At 37.1% G+C, this 19,813-nt stretch carries 17 protein-coding genes and 2 pseudogenes; all 19 read left to right on the top strand.

Annotated elements, in window-relative coordinates:
- Positions 1-217 precede the first annotated feature (217 nt).
- The 19 genes and pseudogenes from der to B5P37_RS11340 all read left to right on the top strand — a co-directional run bounded on the left by der (position 218) and on the right by B5P37_RS11340 (position 19,743).
- Positions 218-1,528, top strand: a complete 1,311-nt coding sequence (gene der, locus B5P37_RS11430; protein ID WP_085238328.1) for a ribosome biogenesis GTPase Der — start codon at positions 218-220, stop codon at positions 1,526-1,528.
- Positions 1,529-1,543: 15 nt separating this feature from the next.
- Positions 1,544-2,541 (top strand): annotated as a pseudogene (locus B5P37_RS11425) (NAD(P)H-dependent glycerol-3-phosphate dehydrogenase).
- A gap of 172 nt (positions 2,542-2,713) precedes the next feature.
- Complete coding sequence (locus B5P37_RS11420; protein ID WP_085238327.1) at positions 2,714-2,986, top strand: HU family DNA-binding protein; 273 nt, start codon at positions 2,714-2,716, stop codon at positions 2,984-2,986.
- 249 nt (positions 2,987-3,235) lie between these two features.
- On the top strand, positions 3,236-3,802 hold the full coding sequence (locus B5P37_RS11415) for a heptaprenyl diphosphate synthase component 1 (protein ID WP_085238326.1): 567 nt from the start codon (positions 3,236-3,238) through the stop codon (positions 3,800-3,802).
- 13 nt (positions 3,803-3,815) lie between these two features.
- Positions 3,816-4,529: a demethylmenaquinone methyltransferase gene (locus B5P37_RS11410; protein WP_085238325.1), complete on the top strand. Its 714-nt coding sequence runs from the start codon at positions 3,816-3,818 to the stop codon at positions 4,527-4,529.
- A gap of 17 nt (positions 4,530-4,546) precedes the next feature.
- Positions 4,547-5,503 carry a polyprenyl synthetase family protein gene (locus B5P37_RS11405; protein ID WP_085238324.1) on the top strand — a complete coding sequence of 319 codons (957 nt, stop codon included), beginning with the start codon at positions 4,547-4,549 and terminating at the stop codon, positions 5,501-5,503.
- A gap of 80 nt (positions 5,504-5,583) precedes the next feature.
- Positions 5,584-6,033, top strand: a complete 450-nt coding sequence (gene ndk / locus B5P37_RS11400; protein ID WP_085238323.1) for a nucleoside-diphosphate kinase — start codon at positions 5,584-5,586, stop codon at positions 6,031-6,033.
- Between the two features lie 289 nt (positions 6,034-6,322).
- Positions 6,323-7,492, top strand: coding sequence for a chorismate synthase (aroC, locus tag B5P37_RS11395; protein ID WP_085238477.1), 1,170 nt, complete (start codon positions 6,323-6,325; stop codon positions 7,490-7,492).
- 17 nt (positions 7,493-7,509) lie between these two features.
- Positions 7,510-8,583, top strand: coding sequence for a 3-dehydroquinate synthase (gene aroB, locus B5P37_RS12075; RefSeq protein ID WP_085238322.1), 1,074 nt, complete (start codon positions 7,510-7,512; stop codon positions 8,581-8,583).
- Positions 8,584-9,873, top strand: coding sequence for a 3-phosphoshikimate 1-carboxyvinyltransferase (gene aroA / locus B5P37_RS12070; RefSeq protein ID WP_085238321.1), 1,290 nt, complete (start codon positions 8,584-8,586; stop codon positions 9,871-9,873). It begins immediately after the preceding gene.
- A 1-nt stretch (position 9,874) separates the two neighbouring features.
- Positions 9,875-11,115 (top strand): annotated as a pseudogene (locus B5P37_RS11380) (tetratricopeptide repeat protein).
- A gap of 12 nt (positions 11,116-11,127) precedes the next feature.
- Complete coding sequence (locus tag B5P37_RS11375; protein WP_085238320.1) at positions 11,128-11,670, top strand: YpiB family protein; 543 nt, start codon at positions 11,128-11,130, stop codon at positions 11,668-11,670.
- A gap of 45 nt (positions 11,671-11,715) precedes the next feature.
- A complete protein-coding gene (locus B5P37_RS11370) occupies positions 11,716-12,312 on the top strand; it encodes a DUF1405 domain-containing protein (RefSeq protein ID WP_103322049.1) in 597 nt (198 codons plus the stop codon).
- Between the two features lie 38 nt (positions 12,313-12,350).
- Positions 12,351-13,046, top strand: coding sequence for a zinc metallopeptidase (locus tag B5P37_RS11365; RefSeq protein WP_085238318.1), 696 nt, complete (start codon positions 12,351-12,353; stop codon positions 13,044-13,046).
- Between the two features lie 347 nt (positions 13,047-13,393).
- Positions 13,394-13,720 (top strand): nucleotide pyrophosphohydrolase, encoded by a 327-nt coding sequence (locus tag B5P37_RS11360; protein ID WP_103322048.1) that lies wholly within the window; start codon positions 13,394-13,396, stop codon positions 13,718-13,720.
- 15 nt (positions 13,721-13,735) lie between these two features.
- Positions 13,736-14,860 (top strand): N-acetyl-alpha-D-glucosaminyl L-malate synthase BshA, encoded by a 1,125-nt coding sequence (gene bshA, locus B5P37_RS11355; protein WP_085238316.1) that lies wholly within the window; start codon positions 13,736-13,738, stop codon positions 14,858-14,860.
- A gap of 3 nt (positions 14,861-14,863) precedes the next feature.
- A complete protein-coding gene (locus B5P37_RS11350; RefSeq protein ID WP_085238315.1) occupies positions 14,864-16,066 on the top strand; it encodes a CCA tRNA nucleotidyltransferase in 1,203 nt (400 codons plus the stop codon).
- A complete protein-coding gene (locus B5P37_RS11345) occupies positions 16,050-17,021 on the top strand; it encodes a biotin--[acetyl-CoA-carboxylase] ligase (protein WP_085238314.1) in 972 nt (323 codons plus the stop codon). Before B5P37_RS11350 ends, B5P37_RS11345 begins: the two co-directional genes overlap by 17 nt.
- Before the next feature lie 25 nt (positions 17,022-17,046).
- Positions 17,047-19,743, top strand: a complete 2,697-nt coding sequence (locus B5P37_RS11340; protein ID WP_085238313.1) for a helicase C-terminal domain-containing protein — start codon at positions 17,047-17,049, stop codon at positions 19,741-19,743.
- The last annotated feature ends 70 nt before the right edge of the window (positions 19,744-19,813 follow it).

Genomic DNA, 19,813 nt, shown 5'->3' with positions numbered 1-19,813 from the left:
GCAAGGTGACCTAGCTCATTTTAATGTTTTCAGTCATGTCATGACATCAAACCTATGGCAACAAATGACGATACAGGAATAAGTCATTTTTACCATTGCTTTTGTTCAACATACTTCACATGCTATAATAGCGTTGTTATGTATTTCGCGATGTGCGTTGTTATTGCATATACTGATATTATATTTATTAAGTTATTCATAGAGAGGAAGAACAATCATGACGAAACCTGTAGTCGCTATCGTTGGACGTCCTAACGTTGGAAAATCTACAATTTTTAACCGTATCGTCGGTGAACGTGTATCTATTGTTGAAGATACACCGGGTGTGACTCGTGACCGGATTTATTCCAGTGGCGATTGGTTAACACATGAATTTAATGTTATAGATACAGGAGGCATCGAAATCGGCGATGCACCATTTCAAACCCAAATTCGTGCGCAAGCCGAAATTGCAATTGATGAAGCGGATGTCATTATTTTCATGGTAGATGTTCGTGAAGGTGTCACTCAAAACGATGAAATGGTGGCTCAAATGTTATACAAATCGAAAAAACCTGTCGTCTTAGCTGTGAATAAAGTTGATAATCCGGAAATGAGAGCGGATATATTCGATTTTTATTCACTAGGTTTTGGCGAACCGTTTCCACTTTCAGGCTCCCATGGCCTTGGACTTGGTGATTTATTAGAAGAAGTGGCTAAGCATTTCAAACCTGAAACGGAAGATCCTTACGATGAGGAAACAATCCGATTGTCACTCATAGGACGACCTAATGTTGGGAAGTCGAGTTTAATTAATGCCATCCTCGGTGAAGAACGCGTTATCGTTTCAAATATAGCTGGAACAACGCGTGATGCGATTGATACAGCTTATAGCTATGACGGCCAAGATTACGTACTTATCGACACAGCAGGCATGCGAAAAAAAGGGAAAGTTTATGAGTCCACAGAAAAATATTCTGTTTTACGTGCATTAAAAGCCATTGAACGGTCAAACGTAGTACTCGTTGTACTTGATGCAGAACAAGGCATTATCGAACAAGATAAACGTGTTGCAGGCTATGCACATGAAGAAGGTAAAGCCATTGTCATTGTTGTCAACAAGTGGGATACATTGGAAAAAGATAGCAATACCATGAAGAAATTTATGGACGAAGTAAGAAAAAACTTCCAATTTTTAGATTATGCACAAATTGCATTTGTTTCAGCTAAAGAACGAACACGCTTACGTACTTTATTCCCATTAATTATTGAAGCAAGTGAAAATCACAAAAAACGGGTTCAAAGCTCAACACTTAATGAAGTCATTACTGATGCCATTGGTATGAATCCGACACCGACAGACAAAGGACGACGTCTCAATATTTTTTATGCCACACAAGTGGCGATTGAACCGCCAACATTTGTCGTCTTTGTTAACGATGTTGAACTCATGCACTTTTCTTATAAGCGTTATCTAGAAAATCAAATCCGACAAGCCTTTGGATTCGAAGGTACACCGATACACATAATTGCGCGTAAACGAAATTAAATGGAGGCGATAGGCATGGCAAACATATCCGTGTTTGGCACAGGGAGTTTTGGTACAGCATTGGCAAATGTCCTCGCAGAAAATGGTCACAATACATTGATGTGGGGGAAAACAGCAGCCACTGTAAATGAAATCAATCATGAACATACCAATTGTAATTATTTAAAAGGGGTTCAATTAAATTCGACAATTCAAGCAACGACTGATATTCAGGAAGTCATTCATCATGCTGATATATTCGTTATTGCACTTCCTACTAAGGCAATTCGAGAAGTAATGTTGCAAGTCAATCAGCACTTAACTTCTAAAAAAACATTGATTCATGTGACTAAAGGGATTGAAAACGAAACTTTTAAACGTGTTTCAGAAATGCTAGCGGACTCGATATCTCCTGAATACAATGCAGGGATTGGCGTGCTATCCGGGCCAAGCCATGCTGAAGAAGTCGTCATTAAACAACCTACAACGGTCTCAGCAGCCTCTGAGCATGCTGAGATACGTCAGCTGATTCAGGATTTATTTATGACTGATTATTTACGTGTTTACACGAATGAAGATTTAATTGGTGTAGAGCTTGGTGGCGCACTTAAAAACATCATTGCGATTGCCAGTGGTGTCATCGCTGGCATGGGATTCGGGATAATGCCAAAGCCGCTTTAATGACACGCGGTTTAGCAGAAATTACCCGTTTAGGGGTTCGATTAGGGGCTGATCCTATCACTTTTCAAGGGTTAGGGGGAATTGGTGACCTTATTGTAACCTGTACGTCTACACACTCCAGAAACTATTCACTTGGATATCAACTCGGCAAAGGAAAAAGTTTGTCAGACATTATGAATCATATGAACATGGTTGCAGAAGGTGTTTACACAACGAAATCTGTCTACCACCTTTCCAAAAAAATGAAGGTAGAAATGCCTATTACTGAAGCACTATATCATGTCTTATTTGAAGGTGAACCGGTAGAAAATGCGGTTAAAGCATTAATGGGCCGTACGAAAAAATCAGAGTAAAATCTAAAAAATAGTGCGATTTCATGTCAATATTTGAAAAAAATCAACAAAATGCGATGAAATCAACGTTTTTCTTGTATAAATCGTTGCAGTGTAGCGTTGGCTTGTGTTAAAGTCATACCATAATGATAATTGAATTATCATTACATAACCTTTGAGGAGGTGAATTGACATGAACAAAACTGACTTAATCAACGCTGTTGCTGACCAAGCTGAATTAACTAAAAAAGATGCTGGTCAAGCAGTTGATGCCGTTTTCGAATCAATTCAAAGATCACTAGCTAAAGGTGAAAAAGTACAATTAATCGGTTTCGGTAACTTTGAGGTACGTGAGCGTGCTGCTCGTAAAGGACGCAACCCTCAAACTGGTAAAGAGATTGACATTCCTGCAAGTAAAGTTCCAGCTTTCAAAGCAGGTAAAGCATTAAAAGATGCTGTTAAATAATTCAATTATTTAAAAAAGCCCTGAATTGAAGTACACTTCAAAATAGGGGCTTTTTTCTATTCACATTCAACATACTCATTTTAAGCCTCGTGAAACTTTAAAAATCAAACAGTGGATTTCATCATCATTAATTTCTCAATAAATATAAAAAATAACTGTTTAGGACTTTTGCTGAAAAAAGTAATTCAGATTTAATTTTTTGTTTGATAATGTTAAGATAGAGAGTGATTAAAATTAGAGGTGTGTCTTATGGAGAATACTTATGAAAGTTTACAACAACAAATCGATAAACAACTATATTTACTCAATCAGCCTAAAAATATACATATCAATCATCATTTGAGTCATTTGTTAGATCAGCTTGACATCCCATTCAATGCAAAACTTGCATGTCTCTCAATTGATACATCTATGAAACATCTCGATCGAATTAGTTATTACCATTACGAACGAGACGCCATATTAATAGGGGATCTACTCAGTGCACATTACTATCAATTACTTGCGGATTTAAAGGATGTTACACTTCAGCTCCAAATGAGTCAAGCCATCGTAAAAATTAATGAATTAAAATCACATGTTCAACACCATGGCACATCACTTTCAAAAACTGAGTTACTTGAAAATATATTACAGATCGAAACGTTGTTAGTGCACATCTTAATCATGTATTATCATCCCGATAAAACATTTAGCGAAGCTCGAAATTTCTTAATCGAACATTTGGAAATTGAACATCTCAGTTATCTTATGGGTTGGAGTCAAGCTGAAATTCGCGATATGATTGCGACATTACAAAACTATATCAAACAGTAAAAGAGGTTTCAAAATGACTAAAAATAAGGCAAATAAAGCACAAGTCCATGAAGTATTTCAAAATATATCCGGTAAATACGATCGACTTAACAATATCATTAGCTTTGAACAACATAAAGTGTGGCGTAAAAAAGTAATGGAAGAAATGAAAGTACAACCTGGCACGATTGCATTAGATGTTTGTTGTGGAACTGCGGATTGGACCATCGCCTTAAGTCAAGCTGTCGGTCCAAACGGTGAAGTTACAGGACTAGACTTTAGTGAAAATATGTTAAAAGTAGGCGAAGAAAAAACGGCACATATGGACAATATACGCCTCATTCAAGGGGATGCAATGGCCTTACCTTTCGATGATGATACGTTTGACTATGTCACAATCGGCTTTGGTTTACGCAATATTCCCGACTATATGAAAGCTTTATCTGAACTCTACCGTGTCGCTAAACCAGGTGGCATGGTCATCTGCCTAGAAACAAGCCAACCTACAATGCCCATTTTCAAGCAAGGTTATAAAATGTATTTTAAATTTATCATGCCATTATTTGGGAAGATATTTGCGAAATCAAAACAAGAATATGAATGGTTGCAACAATCTGCATTTGATTTTCCAGATCGAGAAACATTGAAGTCTATGTTTGAAGCCGTTAACTTTGAAAATGTTAAGGTGCATAGCTTTACAGGTGGTGTCGCTGCAATGCACTTAGCTTTCAAACCCGAAAAGAAATAACTAAAAGGTGATTATGCATGTCAAAATTAAACTTGAATCAAGAAATTAAAAAAATTGAACATACGCTGAAGCAGTTGATTCAATCCGATGATTCAACATTGCAAGATGCTGCACATCACCTTTTATCATCAGGAGGAAAGCGCGTTCGACCACTATTTGTTATTTTAAGTAGTCATATTGGTGAAAATCCTGCAAATGATACGGCATATCGTGTGGCAACCGCTTTAGAACTGATTCATATGGCAACACTCGTTCATGATGATGTCATCGATTTTAGTAATAAACGAAGAGGGAAATTAACGATTGAAAAAAAGTGGGATCAGCCTACTGCCATTTTAACAGGGAACTTTTTACTTGCCCGTGCACTTGAGCATTTATCGTATATTGAAGACCCCCGCATTCACCAAACATTGTCACGCGCGATTATCGAAGTTTGTCGCGGTGAGCTTTTCCAATTTCAAGATCAATTTAGAGCGGAACAATCCATTACGAACTATTTGCGGCGGATTAATCGTAAAACTGCACTACTGATACAACTCGCAACTGAAGTTGGTGCGATCAGTTCTGGGACAGACGATTTAACAATACGCAAAATGAGAGATATGGGTCATCATATTGGGATGAGCTTTCAAATCGTGGATGATGTCCTTGACTTTACAAGTACTGAAAGCGAATTAGGAAAGCCTGTAGGAAGTGATTTGCGTAATGGTCATATGACGCTCCCTGTGCTTTTAGAAATGAGACGTGATTCAGATTTCAAACGAAAAGTTGCCGCATTAACACCCGATTCACCAACAGAAGATTTTGAAAGCTGTATCGATCAAATTCGTCAATCCGAAGTCATTGATGCATCCTTAAAAGTGAGTCAACAGTATTTAGATAAAGCAACAGCAATACTTGAAACATTGCCTAAAAATAATATTAAACCACATTTTAGAAAGTTAATAAAAAGATTACAAAACAGAATGAATTAATCTATATTTTTGTTGAAAGCGTTTTAAAGTAATGTTAGGATATTCTTGTAATACATAAAATACAGGAGGCATTGCTCAACATGGAAAAAAGTTTTGTAATGATTAAACCGGACGCGGTACAACGTAAATTGATTGGTGAAATTGTTCAACGCATCGAACAAAAAGGATTAAAACTTGTAGGTGCAAAATTAATGACAGTGCCTCAATCTTTAGCTGAAACGCATTATGGTGAACATGAAGGGAAACCTTTTTATCAATCATTGATATCATTCATTACATCTGCACCTGTCTTTGCAATGGTTGTAGAAGGTGAAAATGCAGTGGCAGTTGCACGCCATATTATCGGCAGTACGAATCCAACTGAAGCGACACCAGGTTCGATTCGTGGAGATTTAGGATTAACGGTTGGCCGTAACGTTATTCACGGTTCTGATTCAGTTGAATCGGCTAATCGAGAAATATCACTTTGGTTTAAAGATGAAGAAATTAGTTCATATCAATCACCAGATGAAGCATGGTTATATGAATAATTGAAAATATAACATACGACGCATATCTCGTTATATTTATGAGATGAGGAACGTATACCTAGGAGTTAGGACGCCATACACGTCCTAACTCTTTTTGTTGTCCTATCCTCATCCTTGTTTTGGCTTTCACGTCTTTAAATAAAGGGAAACCGACGAAATCACTTTACCACATAAAAGCGTTTAATAAGTAAAGTCTTTCTGTTAATTTCTTTGTCTATTTATGCTATGATATGATGCATATGAATGAAAAGCAAAATTACGAAATGATAAAGTTAGGGGAGTGAAAGTGTTGTTAAGATTTTTAACTTCTGGTGAATCACATGGTCCACAACTCACAGTCATCATCGAAGGGTTACCTTCCAATATGTTGCTCGATATTGATCAACTTAATCAAGAAATGTTTAAACGACAAGGGGGATACGGTAGAGGACGTCGCATGCAAATTGAAAAAGATACCGTAGAAATTGTGTCCGGTGTACGTCACGGATACACGTTAGGCAGTCCTGTGACAATTGTTATTAAAAACGATGACTTTACACATTGGCGAAAAATTATGGGCGCGATGCCCATCTCAAGTGAAGAAAAAGAAAATATGAAACGTGTCATCACAAAACCAAGACCTGGGCATGCCGATTTAGTTGGCGGTCTCAAATATAGTCATCGTGATTTACGTAATGTACTAGAACGCTCATCTGCGCGTGAAACGGCAGCTCGAGTTGCGGTTGGTGCTGTTTGTAAACAATTATTACAACAATTAGACATTCAAATATACAGTCGTGTCATTGAAATCGGTGGGATTAAAGATGATACAGACTATGATATTGAAACAATCATCGCTAATGAAGATAGTAATGATGTCCGGGTCATTAATGAAACCGTGGCGCAAGAAATCCGAAACAAAATTGATACCGCTAAAAAAGAGGGAGATTCCTTAGGCGGAGTCGTTCAAGTTATCGTTGACCACATGCCAGTGGGTATTGGCAGCTACGTTCACTATGACCGTAAACTCGATGGACGCATCGCACAAAGCGTAGCCAGTATTAATGCGTTTAAAGGCGTGAGCTTTGGAGAAGGCTTCAAAGTTGCCGAAAAATTAGGAAGCGAAGTGCAAGATCCTATTATGTTTTCTGAGACACAAGGATATTACAGAGCTTCAAACCACTTGGGCGGTTTAGAAGGGGGCATGTCAAATGGAATGCCCATTATCGTCAATGGTGTAATGAAACCGATACCGACTTTGTATAAACCACTTGCTTCTGTTGATATCGATTCAAAAACACCTTTTAAAGCGACGATTGAACGTTCTGATAGTTGTGCCGTTCCTGCTGCAAGTGTTGTATGTGAACATGCCGTTGCGTACGAAATCGCAAGAAGTATTTTAGAAGAGTTTGGCTCACATGATTTTTCACGACTTGCACAACAAGTCAAAGAAAGACGCGAACACAATCATACTTTTTAATGAACAGGAGATAGACCATGCGTTTGACCACAACATATCCAAATCATAATTATCCGATTATCATTGAAAAAGATGCCTTTGAACAATTAGCCGATTTCACATCATCTTATCAACAAACCTTTGTCTTTGTTGACGAAAAAGTTTATGCAAAATGGCAAAATAAAATCGATTCATTCGTTAATGCACACCAATCCGTCTGCTTTCAAATTCCAGCAGGTGAACAAGTCAAATATATGTCGCATTATGAAGAATATGTTGAAGCCTTGCTTGCACACCAACCGACACGCAATACTTGTATAATCGCCGTTGGGGGTGGCGCGACAGGTGATTTTGTAGGCTTTCTAGCAGCCACTTTACTCAGAGGGGTCGATTTCATTCAAGTCCCTACAACGATTCTCGCACACGATTCAAGTATTGGCGGTAAAGTAGGGATCAATACACAACACGGTAAAAATTTAATTGGTGCATTCCATCGCCCAAAGGCAGTCCTATATGATTTAGCATTCTTAGATTCTTTACCTTTTTCAGAAGTCCTCAGTGGATTTGGTGAAGTCTATAAACATGCATTACTACAGAGCGAGGCAGCAGTCCGTGAACTTGAAAGTGTCTATTCGGACGCGGCGCAACTTCAGCAGCTTCATGAGATCGATCGTTTTTTAATCAGTGGGATTCAAACCAAACTTCAAATTGTGATCAATGATGAAAATGAACGTGGACAACGGCAATATTTGAATTTGGGTCATACATTCGGACATGCAATCGAATATGCACACCAAATGGCGCACGGTCATGCAGTGATGATAGGTATTGCGTTTCAATTTATTGTCGCAAACCATCTACTGCAAACACATTATCAAGTGTCACACGTTTTATCATATTTTAAATCACTCGGCTATCATTTGGATGTCATTGAAAAGTTTGAATTTGAACCGCTTCTCGATTTAATGTTACAAGACAAGAAAAACGATGCGCACGGTATACGTATGGTCCTCTTACAATCGATAGGTGAACCATGCGTACAGCATGTCGACATCCCACTTTTAAAACAAGCTTTACATGAATTAAAAGAACTTTACAAAGAGGTGAAGTAGATGCAAACAATTGATTTAAATGGACCATTACGTGGTGAAGTCAAGGTTCCCGGTGATAAATCAATGACACACCGTGCAATCATGTTGTCCGCTTTAGCAACAGGTCGCTCTATTATACGACAACCTTTGCTCGGAGAAGATTGTTTACGCACAGTTGAAATATTTAAACTGTTAGGCGTCGACATTTTAATCGAAGAGGATCAAATGATTGTCACTTCACCTGGTTATCAAGCGTTCAAAACGCCGCATCAAACGCTGTATACAGGGAATTCAGGAACAACAACCCGTTTATTGGCTGGACTACTTGGTGGTTTAGGGATTCAAAGTGTGCTCTCCGGAGATGCATCAATCGGCAAACGCCCAATGAATCGCATTTTACATCCCCTTCAACAAATGAACGTTAAAATTTCAGCTGTCGATGAAAATTACACACCGCTGATTATCGAACCTAGTCAAGTCACAGGGCTGACTTATGATATGCCCGTAGCAAGTGCACAAGTTAAAAGCGCAATTTTATTTGCCGGCTTGTTTGCTAAAACGTGTACGGTCATTAATGAAAAGGCGTTATCTCGAAACCATACAGAAACGATGTTTGAACATTATGGTATCCCGATACAAACCACTCGATTAACGACAACACTTCCTAGTCATGGCATTCAACATATTCAAGCGACCGATTTTGATGTACCTGGTGATATTTCTTCAGCCGCATTTTTGATTGTTGCAGCTTTAATGACACCTGGCAGTGATATCACTATTCATAACGTTGGTATGAATCCAACGAGAGATGGTATCATTGAAATTGTCGAGCAAATGGGGGGGCATATTACAATTTCAGAGAAGCAAGATGGGGCTGAACCTACTGCGACGATCCGTGTACAATATTCACCCAACTTAAAAGGGGTAGAAATAGGGGGATCGCTTATTCCAAGATGTATTGATGAACTGCCTGTCATTGCGTTACTCTGTACACAAGCTACAGGTTCAAGTATCATTAAAGACGCCGAAGAATTAAAGGTAAAAGAAACGAACCGAATTGATACAACTGCCAATGAATTGGGCAAACTGGGTTTCAAATTACATCCAACTGATGACGGGCTTATAATTGAACCCTCTCATATCAACCAAATTCAACCTGTAGACAGTCACACCGATCATCGTATTGGCATGATGTTAGCGATTGCTTCACTATTAACTCATAAAGCCATCCCAATTCATCGATTTGAAAGTGTCAACGTATCGTTCCCAGGTTTCTTATCGCTATTAAAACAATTAGAAAATGAGGGATAGCATGCAAGATATCTACAAATTAATTGATGATATCAACTTACAAAAATTAGATCAGCTTGATTCACGTGTCCAAGAAGCACTTCAGACAGACAATGATGATACCTTGTTCATTTTAGGAGAAACATTATACCAATATGGGTTAATCCCCAAGGGCTTGAAGTCTTTCGAACACTTTATATGAAATATCCGGATGAAATTGAGATATTAGTTTACTTCATCGATGGTCTCATCTCTGAAAACCAAACGGATGCCGCACTAGAATATTTAAATGCCGTCCCTTTATCAACAGAACGACTCTTGTTAGAAGCAGATTTATATCAACAAATCAATATGATCGACATTGCGATTGAAAAAATAGAACAAGCCATTGAAATGCAACCGTCAGATCCGATTATTCATTTCGCTTTAGCGGAACTCTTATACTATGATGGACAATATTTACGAGCATCCAGAGCATACGATACTGTTCTAGAGAGTGGCGAATATGAAGTCAATGGTGTTAATCTTTTCTCACGTTTGGCGGATAGTAGTTTACAAAGTGGCAACTACTCTGACGCTTTAAAATGGTTTGATGAAATCAATGAAAGAGAACTCACTTCAGACGATTACCTTAAAAAGGCAATTGCTTATGAAAAAAATGATTTAACAAACGAAGCGATTAAATTAATGAAAACATTATTACAAAAAGATCCTGATTTTATCCAAGGTTATTATTATTTACAACAGCTATTCGAGAATGAAAAAGCGTTCGCTGATGCGATTGAAATCGGACAAGAAGGATTAAGACTTAATCAATTTTATAAAGAGTTAATGTATAGTACAGGGGCATTGCAACTGGAACATGGTGATCAAAACGAAGGGGTTCATTTACTTAAACAAGCGCTAGAGGTCGATCCAAGCTATCAAGAACCATTATTAATGTTAGCGGATTTTCTTAGACATGAAGCTGCGTATGACGCTTTAATCGAGTTAGTGCAGTATGTTGATGAAGAGGATATGGACCCACAATTCATGTGGCAGTTAGCCTTTGCACTCGGTCAAGAAGAGCGCGATAAAGAGGCACAGCATTTTTATACATTGGCATATGAAACACTCCATGACAATATTGATTTCTTAAAGGATTACTATTACTATTTGATTGAAACTGGACAAATGCAACAAGCAAAGCAAATTTTAGAACTTCTTCTTCAAAAAGATACTGAAAACCCAGAATGGCTTGCTGAACAAGAGCGCTTACTGTAGGAGATCGCTATGATGATACGGACACCATTAAACACTGATAAACGTCACTTAATTGAATATTTGTTATCACGATACCAATTTAAATCTCGTATTAGTGTGTGGTTGCTTAATTTCATTAAATCAGATGAGACTTTACTGCGACATTTGCGTTTTGTCGATCAAGTCATCACTGGATGTCCAACGTTAGAAATCGCTGTGATTGAATCACCATCCACAGCGATTCATTATCACAATGAATCATGTTCGATCATCAACTCAAACGAAATTTTTCATCACGTCATTCACCACTCATATCCGCTAGACATTAAAATTCACTTCAACCCAACACAACAGCGTGATCATAGAATGGATCAGTTTCTTTTGCATCAACTTCTGTCATTTCAAAGTGAATCACACGACTTAAAAATTTCGGATGCATTCACTTTTTCGAAGCGAACTGAATTGCAGCTGATACGCATGATAGAATCGCAAATTGATTTGAGTTTAAATTTAAAAGATGTACATGCTTTCCAACATTTTAGTAACCTCTTAAATTTTATTAAATTCCGTCAATGAACTGACGCATGATGATAGAGGATTAAATGAAAGGCTTAACAGATGATGTGGACACAAATACAAAATATGCTACTATATCAACGTAATTTTTTAATTTTAATGCTTGTTTGTAATATTTTGGGTACAATTTATGGTTATATTTGGTATGGATCGCAATTAATGCACACGCCATGGTATTTTTGGCCCTTTGTACCTGATAGCCCAACGGCAACGTTATTTTTAGTCATAAGTCTATGCTTAACGTTGTGTAACAAAAAAAGTGCGATTATCGATACGTTAGCATTTGTTACTTTGATTAAATATGGAATCTGGGCGGTCATCATGAACATGATGCTCTTTATAGAAGATCAAACACTCTATATTATGGGGGTTATGTTGATGATTTCCCATGGGATTATGGCCATCCAAGCTTTTATTTTTTTGCCACAGTTCAAATTTACGTTAACCAGTTTAGCTACCACAGTCATGTGGGTTTTTCATAACGATGTGATAGATTACGTTTTTCATCAATATCCAATTTATGGAGGATTAGAACATTACGAAGCGCAAATCGGTTATATTGCATTTTGGCTGTCTGCGTTGTCGATATGCATTGTTTTTGTAATGTTGCATAACAGAAGTAAAAAGATTGACCATGTTTGATGTAACCAGTACAATATGATTATAAAGGAGTGAGCATAATGTCATTAATGTCTTTAATTATTTATTTTGTTATAATTATGATCCTCCCAATGTATGCACAATATCAAGTAAAATCTAACTATGAAAAATATGCTCAAGTTAGATCTACAAGTGGCAAGACGGGAAGAGAAGTTGCATTAGAAATTTTGCACGCAAACGGCATTTACGATGTCGATGTTAAAGAAGGAGAAGGGTTTTTGACAGACCATTATGACCCTAAAAACAAAGTGGTCGTGTTGTCGCCAGCAAACTACAATAAGCCTAGTGTAGCGGGTACTGCGATCGCAGCACATGAAGTTGGACATGCAATTCAACATTATGAAGGATATTTCTTTTTACGTTTCCGCACAACATTAGTTCCGCTTGCCAATTTAGGAAGTTCGTTATCATATTTATTCATTATAGCAGGATTCGTGCTAAGTGCTATGCAATTGGCCATCGGATCTACAGCAATTTGGATAGGCATATTCCTAATGGCTTTTGCAGTTTTATTTTCTATTGTCACGTTACCTGTTGAATTCGATGCAAGTAAACGGGCAATGCACCAAATTCAAAGATTAAATGTCGTCAACGAAAAAGAATATAAACATGCTGGACGTGTTTTAAGAGCAGCTGCGATGACTTATGTTGCAGCAACAGCAGTTGCAGTCGCTGAATTACTGCGCTTCATTCTTATCGCTCGTTCAACAGAATAGTCAAAAAAGAGTTGGGAGATCACTTCCAACTCTTTTTAGTTTTTCCACTTAAGTGCATGAGCAGCGTGCCTTTTGAACCCCCCCCATTATTGAAAGATAGGTTGTGGCTTATTTCTCATACACCGCTCTGTAATGATAGGTACAACCTCAGCCATCAGAAATATGCATTATCCTTTTAAAAAATGGGTTGACCACTGCTACATACAATTTCTACACACGCGTTTCACTTTCCACCGCAAATAAAAAGCAAATATCAACTTTCATACATTATTAAAGTGCATGGATTGCTCAATACCATACATTTCATGTAAGATAAAGAAGAATGAATTTAGAAAGGGTGTCCTATGATGAAACAACAATCACTCTCGGAAATGCAAAAAGAAGTGGACGCATACATCTCACAATTTAAAACGGGGTATTTTTCACCACTTGCCAATCTCGCTCGATTAACTGAGGAAGTCGGTGAACTTGCGCGAGAAATCAATCATTATCACGGTGAAAAAAAGAAAAAAGAGAGTGAAGCTGCCAACACCATCGAAGCAGAATTAGGAGATAATCTTTTTGTTCTACTTTGTCTTGCCAATTCCCTTAATATCGATATGACCGACAGTTTTAACCAAACAATGGAAAAATTCAATCGTCGTGATAAACATCGATTTGAAAGAAAATCGTAAAGGGGGCTAGCATTTATGAAGATTGGAATTACTTGTTATCCTTCTATAGGTGGATCAGGTGTCATTGCGACTGAACTGGGCATTTTAATGGCTGAACGTGGTCACGAAGTGCATTTCATTACATCGAATATGCCATTTCGTTTACAAAAACCTATTCCAAATATCACGTTTCATCAAGTTGAAGTCAACCAGTATGCGGTTTTTCAATATCCACCTTATGACATTGCTTTAAGTACTAAAATTGCAAGTGTCATCAACGACTATGATTTGGACATTTTACATATGCATTATGCGATTCCACATGCAATATGTGGCATTTTAGCACGACAGATGTCTGGAAAAAACGTCAAAATTATGACGACATTACATGGAACAGACATTACAGTATTAGGCTACGACCACTCACTGAGAAATGCGATTAAATTTGGCATTGAGCAAAGTGATATGGTGACAAGTGTAAGTGTTTCACTTAAAGAACAAACAAATGAAATTATTGCACCACAAAAGGAAATTATTCCGATTTATAACTTTGTCAGAGAGTCTGAATTTCCAACATGTTATAACACAGCATTAAAAGCATCGTATGGCATAAAAGAAGATGAGAAAGTGTTAATTCATGTCTCAAACTTCCGCAAAGTGAAACGTATTGATACCATTATCGATACATTCAATCTTGTGCGCCAAAACATCAAAGCAAAGCTGTTGTTGATTGGGGATGGGCCCGAATTGATAGACATGCGCATGAAAGTTCGAGCGTTGAATTTATCGGATGATGTGCTATTTCTAGGTAAACAAGACTGCATCAGCAATTTCTATCAATTATCTGATATCGTACTCTTAATGAGTGAAAAAGAAAGTTTTGGTTTAACATTGTTAGAAGCGATGAAAACCGGTGTTGTCCCTATCGGCACACGTACAGGCGGGATTCAAGAAGTCATTAAACATAATGAAACAGGTTTCCTTGTTGATATTGGAGACAGTCAAACAGCAGCACAGTATGCATTGAAATTACTCACTGATACGTCGTTATATTACACTTTACGTGAAAACATGTTGAAAGATATCGCGCAACGCTTTCATTCAAAAACCATAGCAGATCAATATGAACATTACTATAAACAAATGATAGGAGCATTGTAATGCATGAAGCCAACACAATTTGAATTAGCGCAACCGATATTAGAGCGACTAACGACACATGGATATGAAGCTTATTTTGTTGGTGGGGCTGTGCGTGACTATCTGATGAAACGTCCAATTCATGATGTCGATATTACAACCAATGCGACGCCTGATGAAATTGAGGCATTGTTCGATCATACCATTCCAATCGGAAAAGAACATGGAACCATCAATGTGGTATGGGCGCATGAAAATTATGAAGTCACTACTTTTAGAGCAGAAGCTGAATATGTTGATCACCGACGCCCAACTGAAGTGTTCTTTGTGCGAGATTTATATCAAGATGTTGAACGAAGAGATTTTACAATGAACGCGATTGCGATGGATACACATTACCATCTCATTGATTTTTTTGCAGGTGAACAGGATATCGCACAAGGACTCATTCGAACTGTTGGGGATGCTGTGTCACGATTTGATGAAGATGCATTAAGAATTTTACGCGGTTTACGTTTCAAATCACAACTGGGTTTCAAGATTGTTCCAGAGACATTTGAAGGGATGCAACGTTGTATTTCAGATATTCAATATTTGTCTATCGAACGTCTCATGTCGGAATTGAGCTTGTTAGTCAACGGATCATTCGTTAAAGAGACGTTACCGTTACTTCATCAATTAGAATTATGGAATCATATTCCATTTTTTAAAACAATGAATATCCCATCTATTCAACTCGAGTCTCCGGTGACGATTGAATGGTTCTTGGCACTTATTGACTATCAATTCGGCCCACTTTCGTTTAAACCTTTAAAATTAAGTAATTCACAAAATAAAACCATTCAAAAATTGAGTCACGCACTCCAACAAGTCCAATCCATTGATTCCAAAAGCGCATGCCGTCATTTTATCTATGACTTTGGATTGGATATCGCAATAGAACTCGTTACACAAAGAAAAACATTACATCTAAATCGTATTCATTTGCCAAACATCACTATTTTTAATACACCATTAATACAAGAAATATGGGAACATTTGCCTATCTATGGACATGAAGATATCGCTATTGATGGTAAACAGCTTATGCAGGCATTCAATTTAAAAGGGGGGCCATGGATTAAAGCGGTGCTGCATCGTGTAGAGCTTGCTATCATCGACAATGAATTACATAACGAAACAGAAGCTATTATTGAATGGGTGAGAACAAATGTCAAAATATCGTGATTCAATACTTGAATTAATTACAGAAGCAAGTCCGAACTACATTTCTGGTCAAACGATTGCTGAAAAATTAAATATATCTCGAATGACCGTCAAAAAAACGGTTGATCAACTTAAATTAGAAGGGTTTTCTATTGATTCAATCCACAATAGAGGCCATCGGTTAAATCAATTACCACAAACGTGGCATGCGGGTGTTATGCGTGGACACTTTAAAAATCAATCTTTAGTTGATCATTTTTTAGCATTCGATTCTGTTGATTCAACACAACAAGTTGCGAAAAAAGCAATTCTTGAAGATGATCGAGCAATGTTAATTGTCAGTGATGAACAGACAGCAGGTAAAGGACGATTTAAACGTGTATGGCAATCATCAAAGGGTAAAGGATTGTGGATGTCTCTTGTTTTAAGACCTCAAATTTCTTTTTCAATGTTGACAACATTTAATTTATTTATATCACTGGCGATTTGTGAAGCAATCCAGCCTTATACGACTGCTAAAGTAAGCATTAAATGGCCAAATGATATCTATATCGAGGGCAAGAAAGTTTGTGGTTTTCTGACTGAGATGGTCGCAAATGCTGATGGTATTGAAGCTGTCATTTGTGGCATCGGAATTAATTTAAATCATGATTCAAATGATTTTGATGAAACGCTATCTCATATTGCGACAAGTGTACGGATACACCATGGCGAGACAATCAATCGTTATCTTTTTTTAGAACAGCTCGTACAACAAATTGAGCAACGTTATCATCAATTTTTGACCGTACCCTTTACCAATATTAAAGAAGCATATATCGCTCGTTCAAATATATGGAATAAACAGCTTCGTTTTACAGAAGGCACGCAACAATTCGTGGGTAAAGTCGTAGAAATTGATGATCAAGGCTTTTTACACGTCATTGATCGTAACGGTGATTTTCATCGCCTCATGAGTGCTGATATCGAACTATAACTGATTATATGAAAGGAGGGGGCACATGACGCAACATCCTTGTTATGCTGTCGTCGATCTTGAAACAACGGGCAACCAAGCAGATTATGACGAAATTATTCAAATCGGGATTACCTTTGTACAAAACCAGCAAATTATAGAACATTATCATTCCATGATTAAAACAGATTTAAACATACCCACATTTATCCAAGCATTAACTTCAATTGAACAGGAAATGCTCAATCAAGCGCCATATTTTAAAGAGGTGGCTCGTGACATTTATGATAAAATTAAAGACTGTATTTTCGTCGCTCACAATGTGAATTTCGACTTAAATTTCTTGAAACGCTCATTTAAAAAATGTCATATCCATTATCAACCTAAGAAAGCACTTGATACATTAGAACTATTTAAAATTGCGTTTCCAACTGAGAAAAGCTACCAATTAACCGAGTTAGCAGAATCTTTAGGTATCCCACTCACGCAAGCACATCGCGCTGACGAAGATGCTTATACAACAGCTCGACTGATGATACTCGCTTTTAAAAAATTTGAGGTGCTACCTTTAAACACAAAAAAGCAGCTCTATTATTTAAGTAAACAACTTAAATATCAACTTGATGACTACTTTTTTGAACTTGTCCGACACCATCAAATCGCCAATGAGATGCAAAACTTAAATCAATTTGAACAAATCTATTATCAAGCACCACCTGCATTTGACGATACACGTATTCAGTTTGAAGGCGATTTGTCATCGCTCTATCATACCATTATTCATGCTTGTGGCTACCAATACCGTGACGAACAATTGTATATGGCTCAAGTTGTATTTGAACAACTCATGCACAATCAAAAAGCATTGATTGAGGCTGATACAGGCAGTGGTAAATCTTTAGCTTACCTCGCTGCTGCACTAATGTATTACATCGAAACCGGGGAACATGTTTTAATCTCAACTAATACAAAAATGTTACAAAATCAACTGTTGTTACATGACATTCCTAAAATTAATGAAGCTTTGAACATCACATTGAATGCGACATTGATTAAAAGCAAGCAGGATTATATTTCTCTAGGTTTGATCAGTCAGGTATTAAAGGACGAAACAACGAACTATGATGTGAACGTTTTAAAAATGCAATTATTAATGTGGATTCTTGAAACACGTACTGGGGACATTCAAGAGCTAAATTTACGCGGCGGACAAAAAATGTATTTTGAACAAAAAATAGAAACGTATGTACCTGTACGAAGAGACATTCATTATTACAATCATATTCGAACAAATGCGACTAAAATCCAAATCGGGATTACGAATCATGCGCATCTACTCTATTCATCACCTGAACATACCATTTATCAAATGTTTAAACATTGCATTATCGATGAAGCACACCGATTGCCAGACTATGCACTTGAATGCTCGCTTCACAGTTTCGGCTATGCAGATATTAAATATCAATTAGGTTTAATCGGTAAAACTGAAAATGAAAAGTTGTTAAAACAAGTGGATCAACTTGAACAGCAACGCATCTTAGAAAAACTTGATATCCCTGCGATTGATGTGTTTGGTCTTAAACAAGATCTTTCTGAAATCCATGAAATGAATGAAGCGTTTTTCGATCATATTTATCAACAAGTTCAAGAGGGGCAACTGTATGATGATGAAGCTTCAAAATTACATTATGCCTATGACTTGAATCGGGACGAAATTATCCCATTACTTCACCAATACATTTCGAAAATCAACCTCACACTTGAACACTTTAATAATATGAAACATAAAGTGATTAAAACGATGCGTAAACATTTACTCTACATCGTCGATCAGTTGCGTGAAATTGAAACAGGTTTAAAAGCCGGACATTTGTTTTATATTTCATTAAAAAATATACATCAAAAGTCCACCATTAAAATTCATATTAAAGATGACGCAATAAAAAAACTTTTGACTGACAAGATTATCAACCCGTTTGATTCTATATCCTTTGTGTCAGGAACGTTGACATTTAATCGCTCATTCAAAAATTATCAAAAGTGGTTTGATCAAGACGTTGCATTTCAAACTTATCAAATTTCATCGCAACACCATAAAAAAGGGCATGGCCACATTTTTATACCGAATGATATTAAGCGCTATCATTATCAAAATCAAGATGCTTATATTCAAACAATGGTTGAATATATTGCTCGTTATGTGACAACGGTCAGTAGCAAATGTCTTGTTTTATTTACGAGTTATAAAATGCTCTACAGTGTGATGGATTATTTAAATCAAATGAGTGAATTTGAAGATTATGTTATTTTATCGCAACAGCAAAATCAAAACTATAAAATCGTACAACAGTTTAATCATTTTGATAAAGCGATATTGTTAGGAACAAGTACCTTTTTTGAAGGGTTTGATTACCAAGACAGCGGAATTAAATGTGTGATGGTGGCCAAATTGCCATTCATGAATCACCATGCAGTAAAACCGATGCTGATGTCAAATGAGTTTGATAACGTTTTTAAAGATTATATTTTGCCTGAAGCTGTTTTACGTTTTCGTCAAGGGCTAGGGCGGTTAATTAGAAGTGAAAAAGATCAAGGCATTGTCATATCATTTGACAGTCGACTGATCCATAGTCAATATCGTCACTATTTTCAAAGTACATTAACACATTTTCAACAGCATCAAGGTGATATCGCGCAGTTTGAACAATTACTCGAATCCATGCAATCGAAAGATACGTAACCTACATGATGTGCTAGCAGTTCAGCTTTACTTTTGTTAAAATGAGTACAGTAACAAACAAATAGGAGAC

The organism is Staphylococcus lutrae (assembly GCF_002101335.1).
Taxonomy (GTDB): Bacteria; Bacillota; Bacilli; order Staphylococcales; family Staphylococcaceae; genus Staphylococcus; species Staphylococcus lutrae.
The sequence above is the reverse complement of the archived record's forward strand: the minus strand, read 5'-3'. Positions and strand labels throughout refer to the sequence as shown.

Bases quoted from the DNA above. Each gene is read 5' to 3' on its own strand.
- der (WP_085238328.1), top strand. From the start codon at position 218: ATGACGAAACCTGTAGTCGCTATCGTTGGACGTCCTAACGTTGGAAAA.
- B5P37_RS11420 (WP_085238327.1), top strand. From the start codon at position 2,714: ATGAACAAAACTGACTTAATCAACGCTGTTGCTGACCAAGCTGAATTA.
- B5P37_RS11415 (WP_085238326.1), top strand. From the start codon at position 3,236: ATGGAGAATACTTATGAAAGTTTACAACAACAAATCGATAAACAACTA.
- B5P37_RS11410 (WP_085238325.1), top strand. From the start codon at position 3,816: ATGACTAAAAATAAGGCAAATAAAGCACAAGTCCATGAAGTATTTCAA.
- B5P37_RS11405 (WP_085238324.1), top strand. From the start codon at position 4,547: ATGTCAAAATTAAACTTGAATCAAGAAATTAAAAAAATTGAACATACG.
- ndk (WP_085238323.1), top strand. From the start codon at position 5,584: ATGGAAAAAAGTTTTGTAATGATTAAACCGGACGCGGTACAACGTAAA.
- aroB (WP_085238322.1), top strand. From the start codon at position 7,510: ATGCGTTTGACCACAACATATCCAAATCATAATTATCCGATTATCATT.
- aroA (WP_085238321.1), top strand. From the start codon at position 8,584: ATGCAAACAATTGATTTAAATGGACCATTACGTGGTGAAGTCAAGGTT.
- B5P37_RS11375 (WP_085238320.1), top strand. From the start codon at position 11,128: ATGATACGGACACCATTAAACACTGATAAACGTCACTTAATTGAATAT.
- B5P37_RS11370 (WP_103322049.1), top strand. From the start codon at position 11,716: ATGTGGACACAAATACAAAATATGCTACTATATCAACGTAATTTTTTA.
- B5P37_RS11365 (WP_085238318.1), top strand. From the start codon at position 12,351: ATGTCATTAATGTCTTTAATTATTTATTTTGTTATAATTATGATCCTC.
- B5P37_RS11360 (WP_103322048.1), top strand. From the start codon at position 13,394: ATGAAACAACAATCACTCTCGGAAATGCAAAAAGAAGTGGACGCATAC.
- bshA (WP_085238316.1), top strand. From the start codon at position 13,736: ATGAAGATTGGAATTACTTGTTATCCTTCTATAGGTGGATCAGGTGTC.
- B5P37_RS11350 (WP_085238315.1), top strand. From the start codon at position 14,864: ATGAAGCCAACACAATTTGAATTAGCGCAACCGATATTAGAGCGACTA.
- B5P37_RS11345 (WP_085238314.1), top strand. From the start codon at position 16,050: ATGTCAAAATATCGTGATTCAATACTTGAATTAATTACAGAAGCAAGT.
- B5P37_RS11340 (WP_085238313.1), top strand. From the start codon at position 17,047: ATGACGCAACATCCTTGTTATGCTGTCGTCGATCTTGAAACAACGGGC.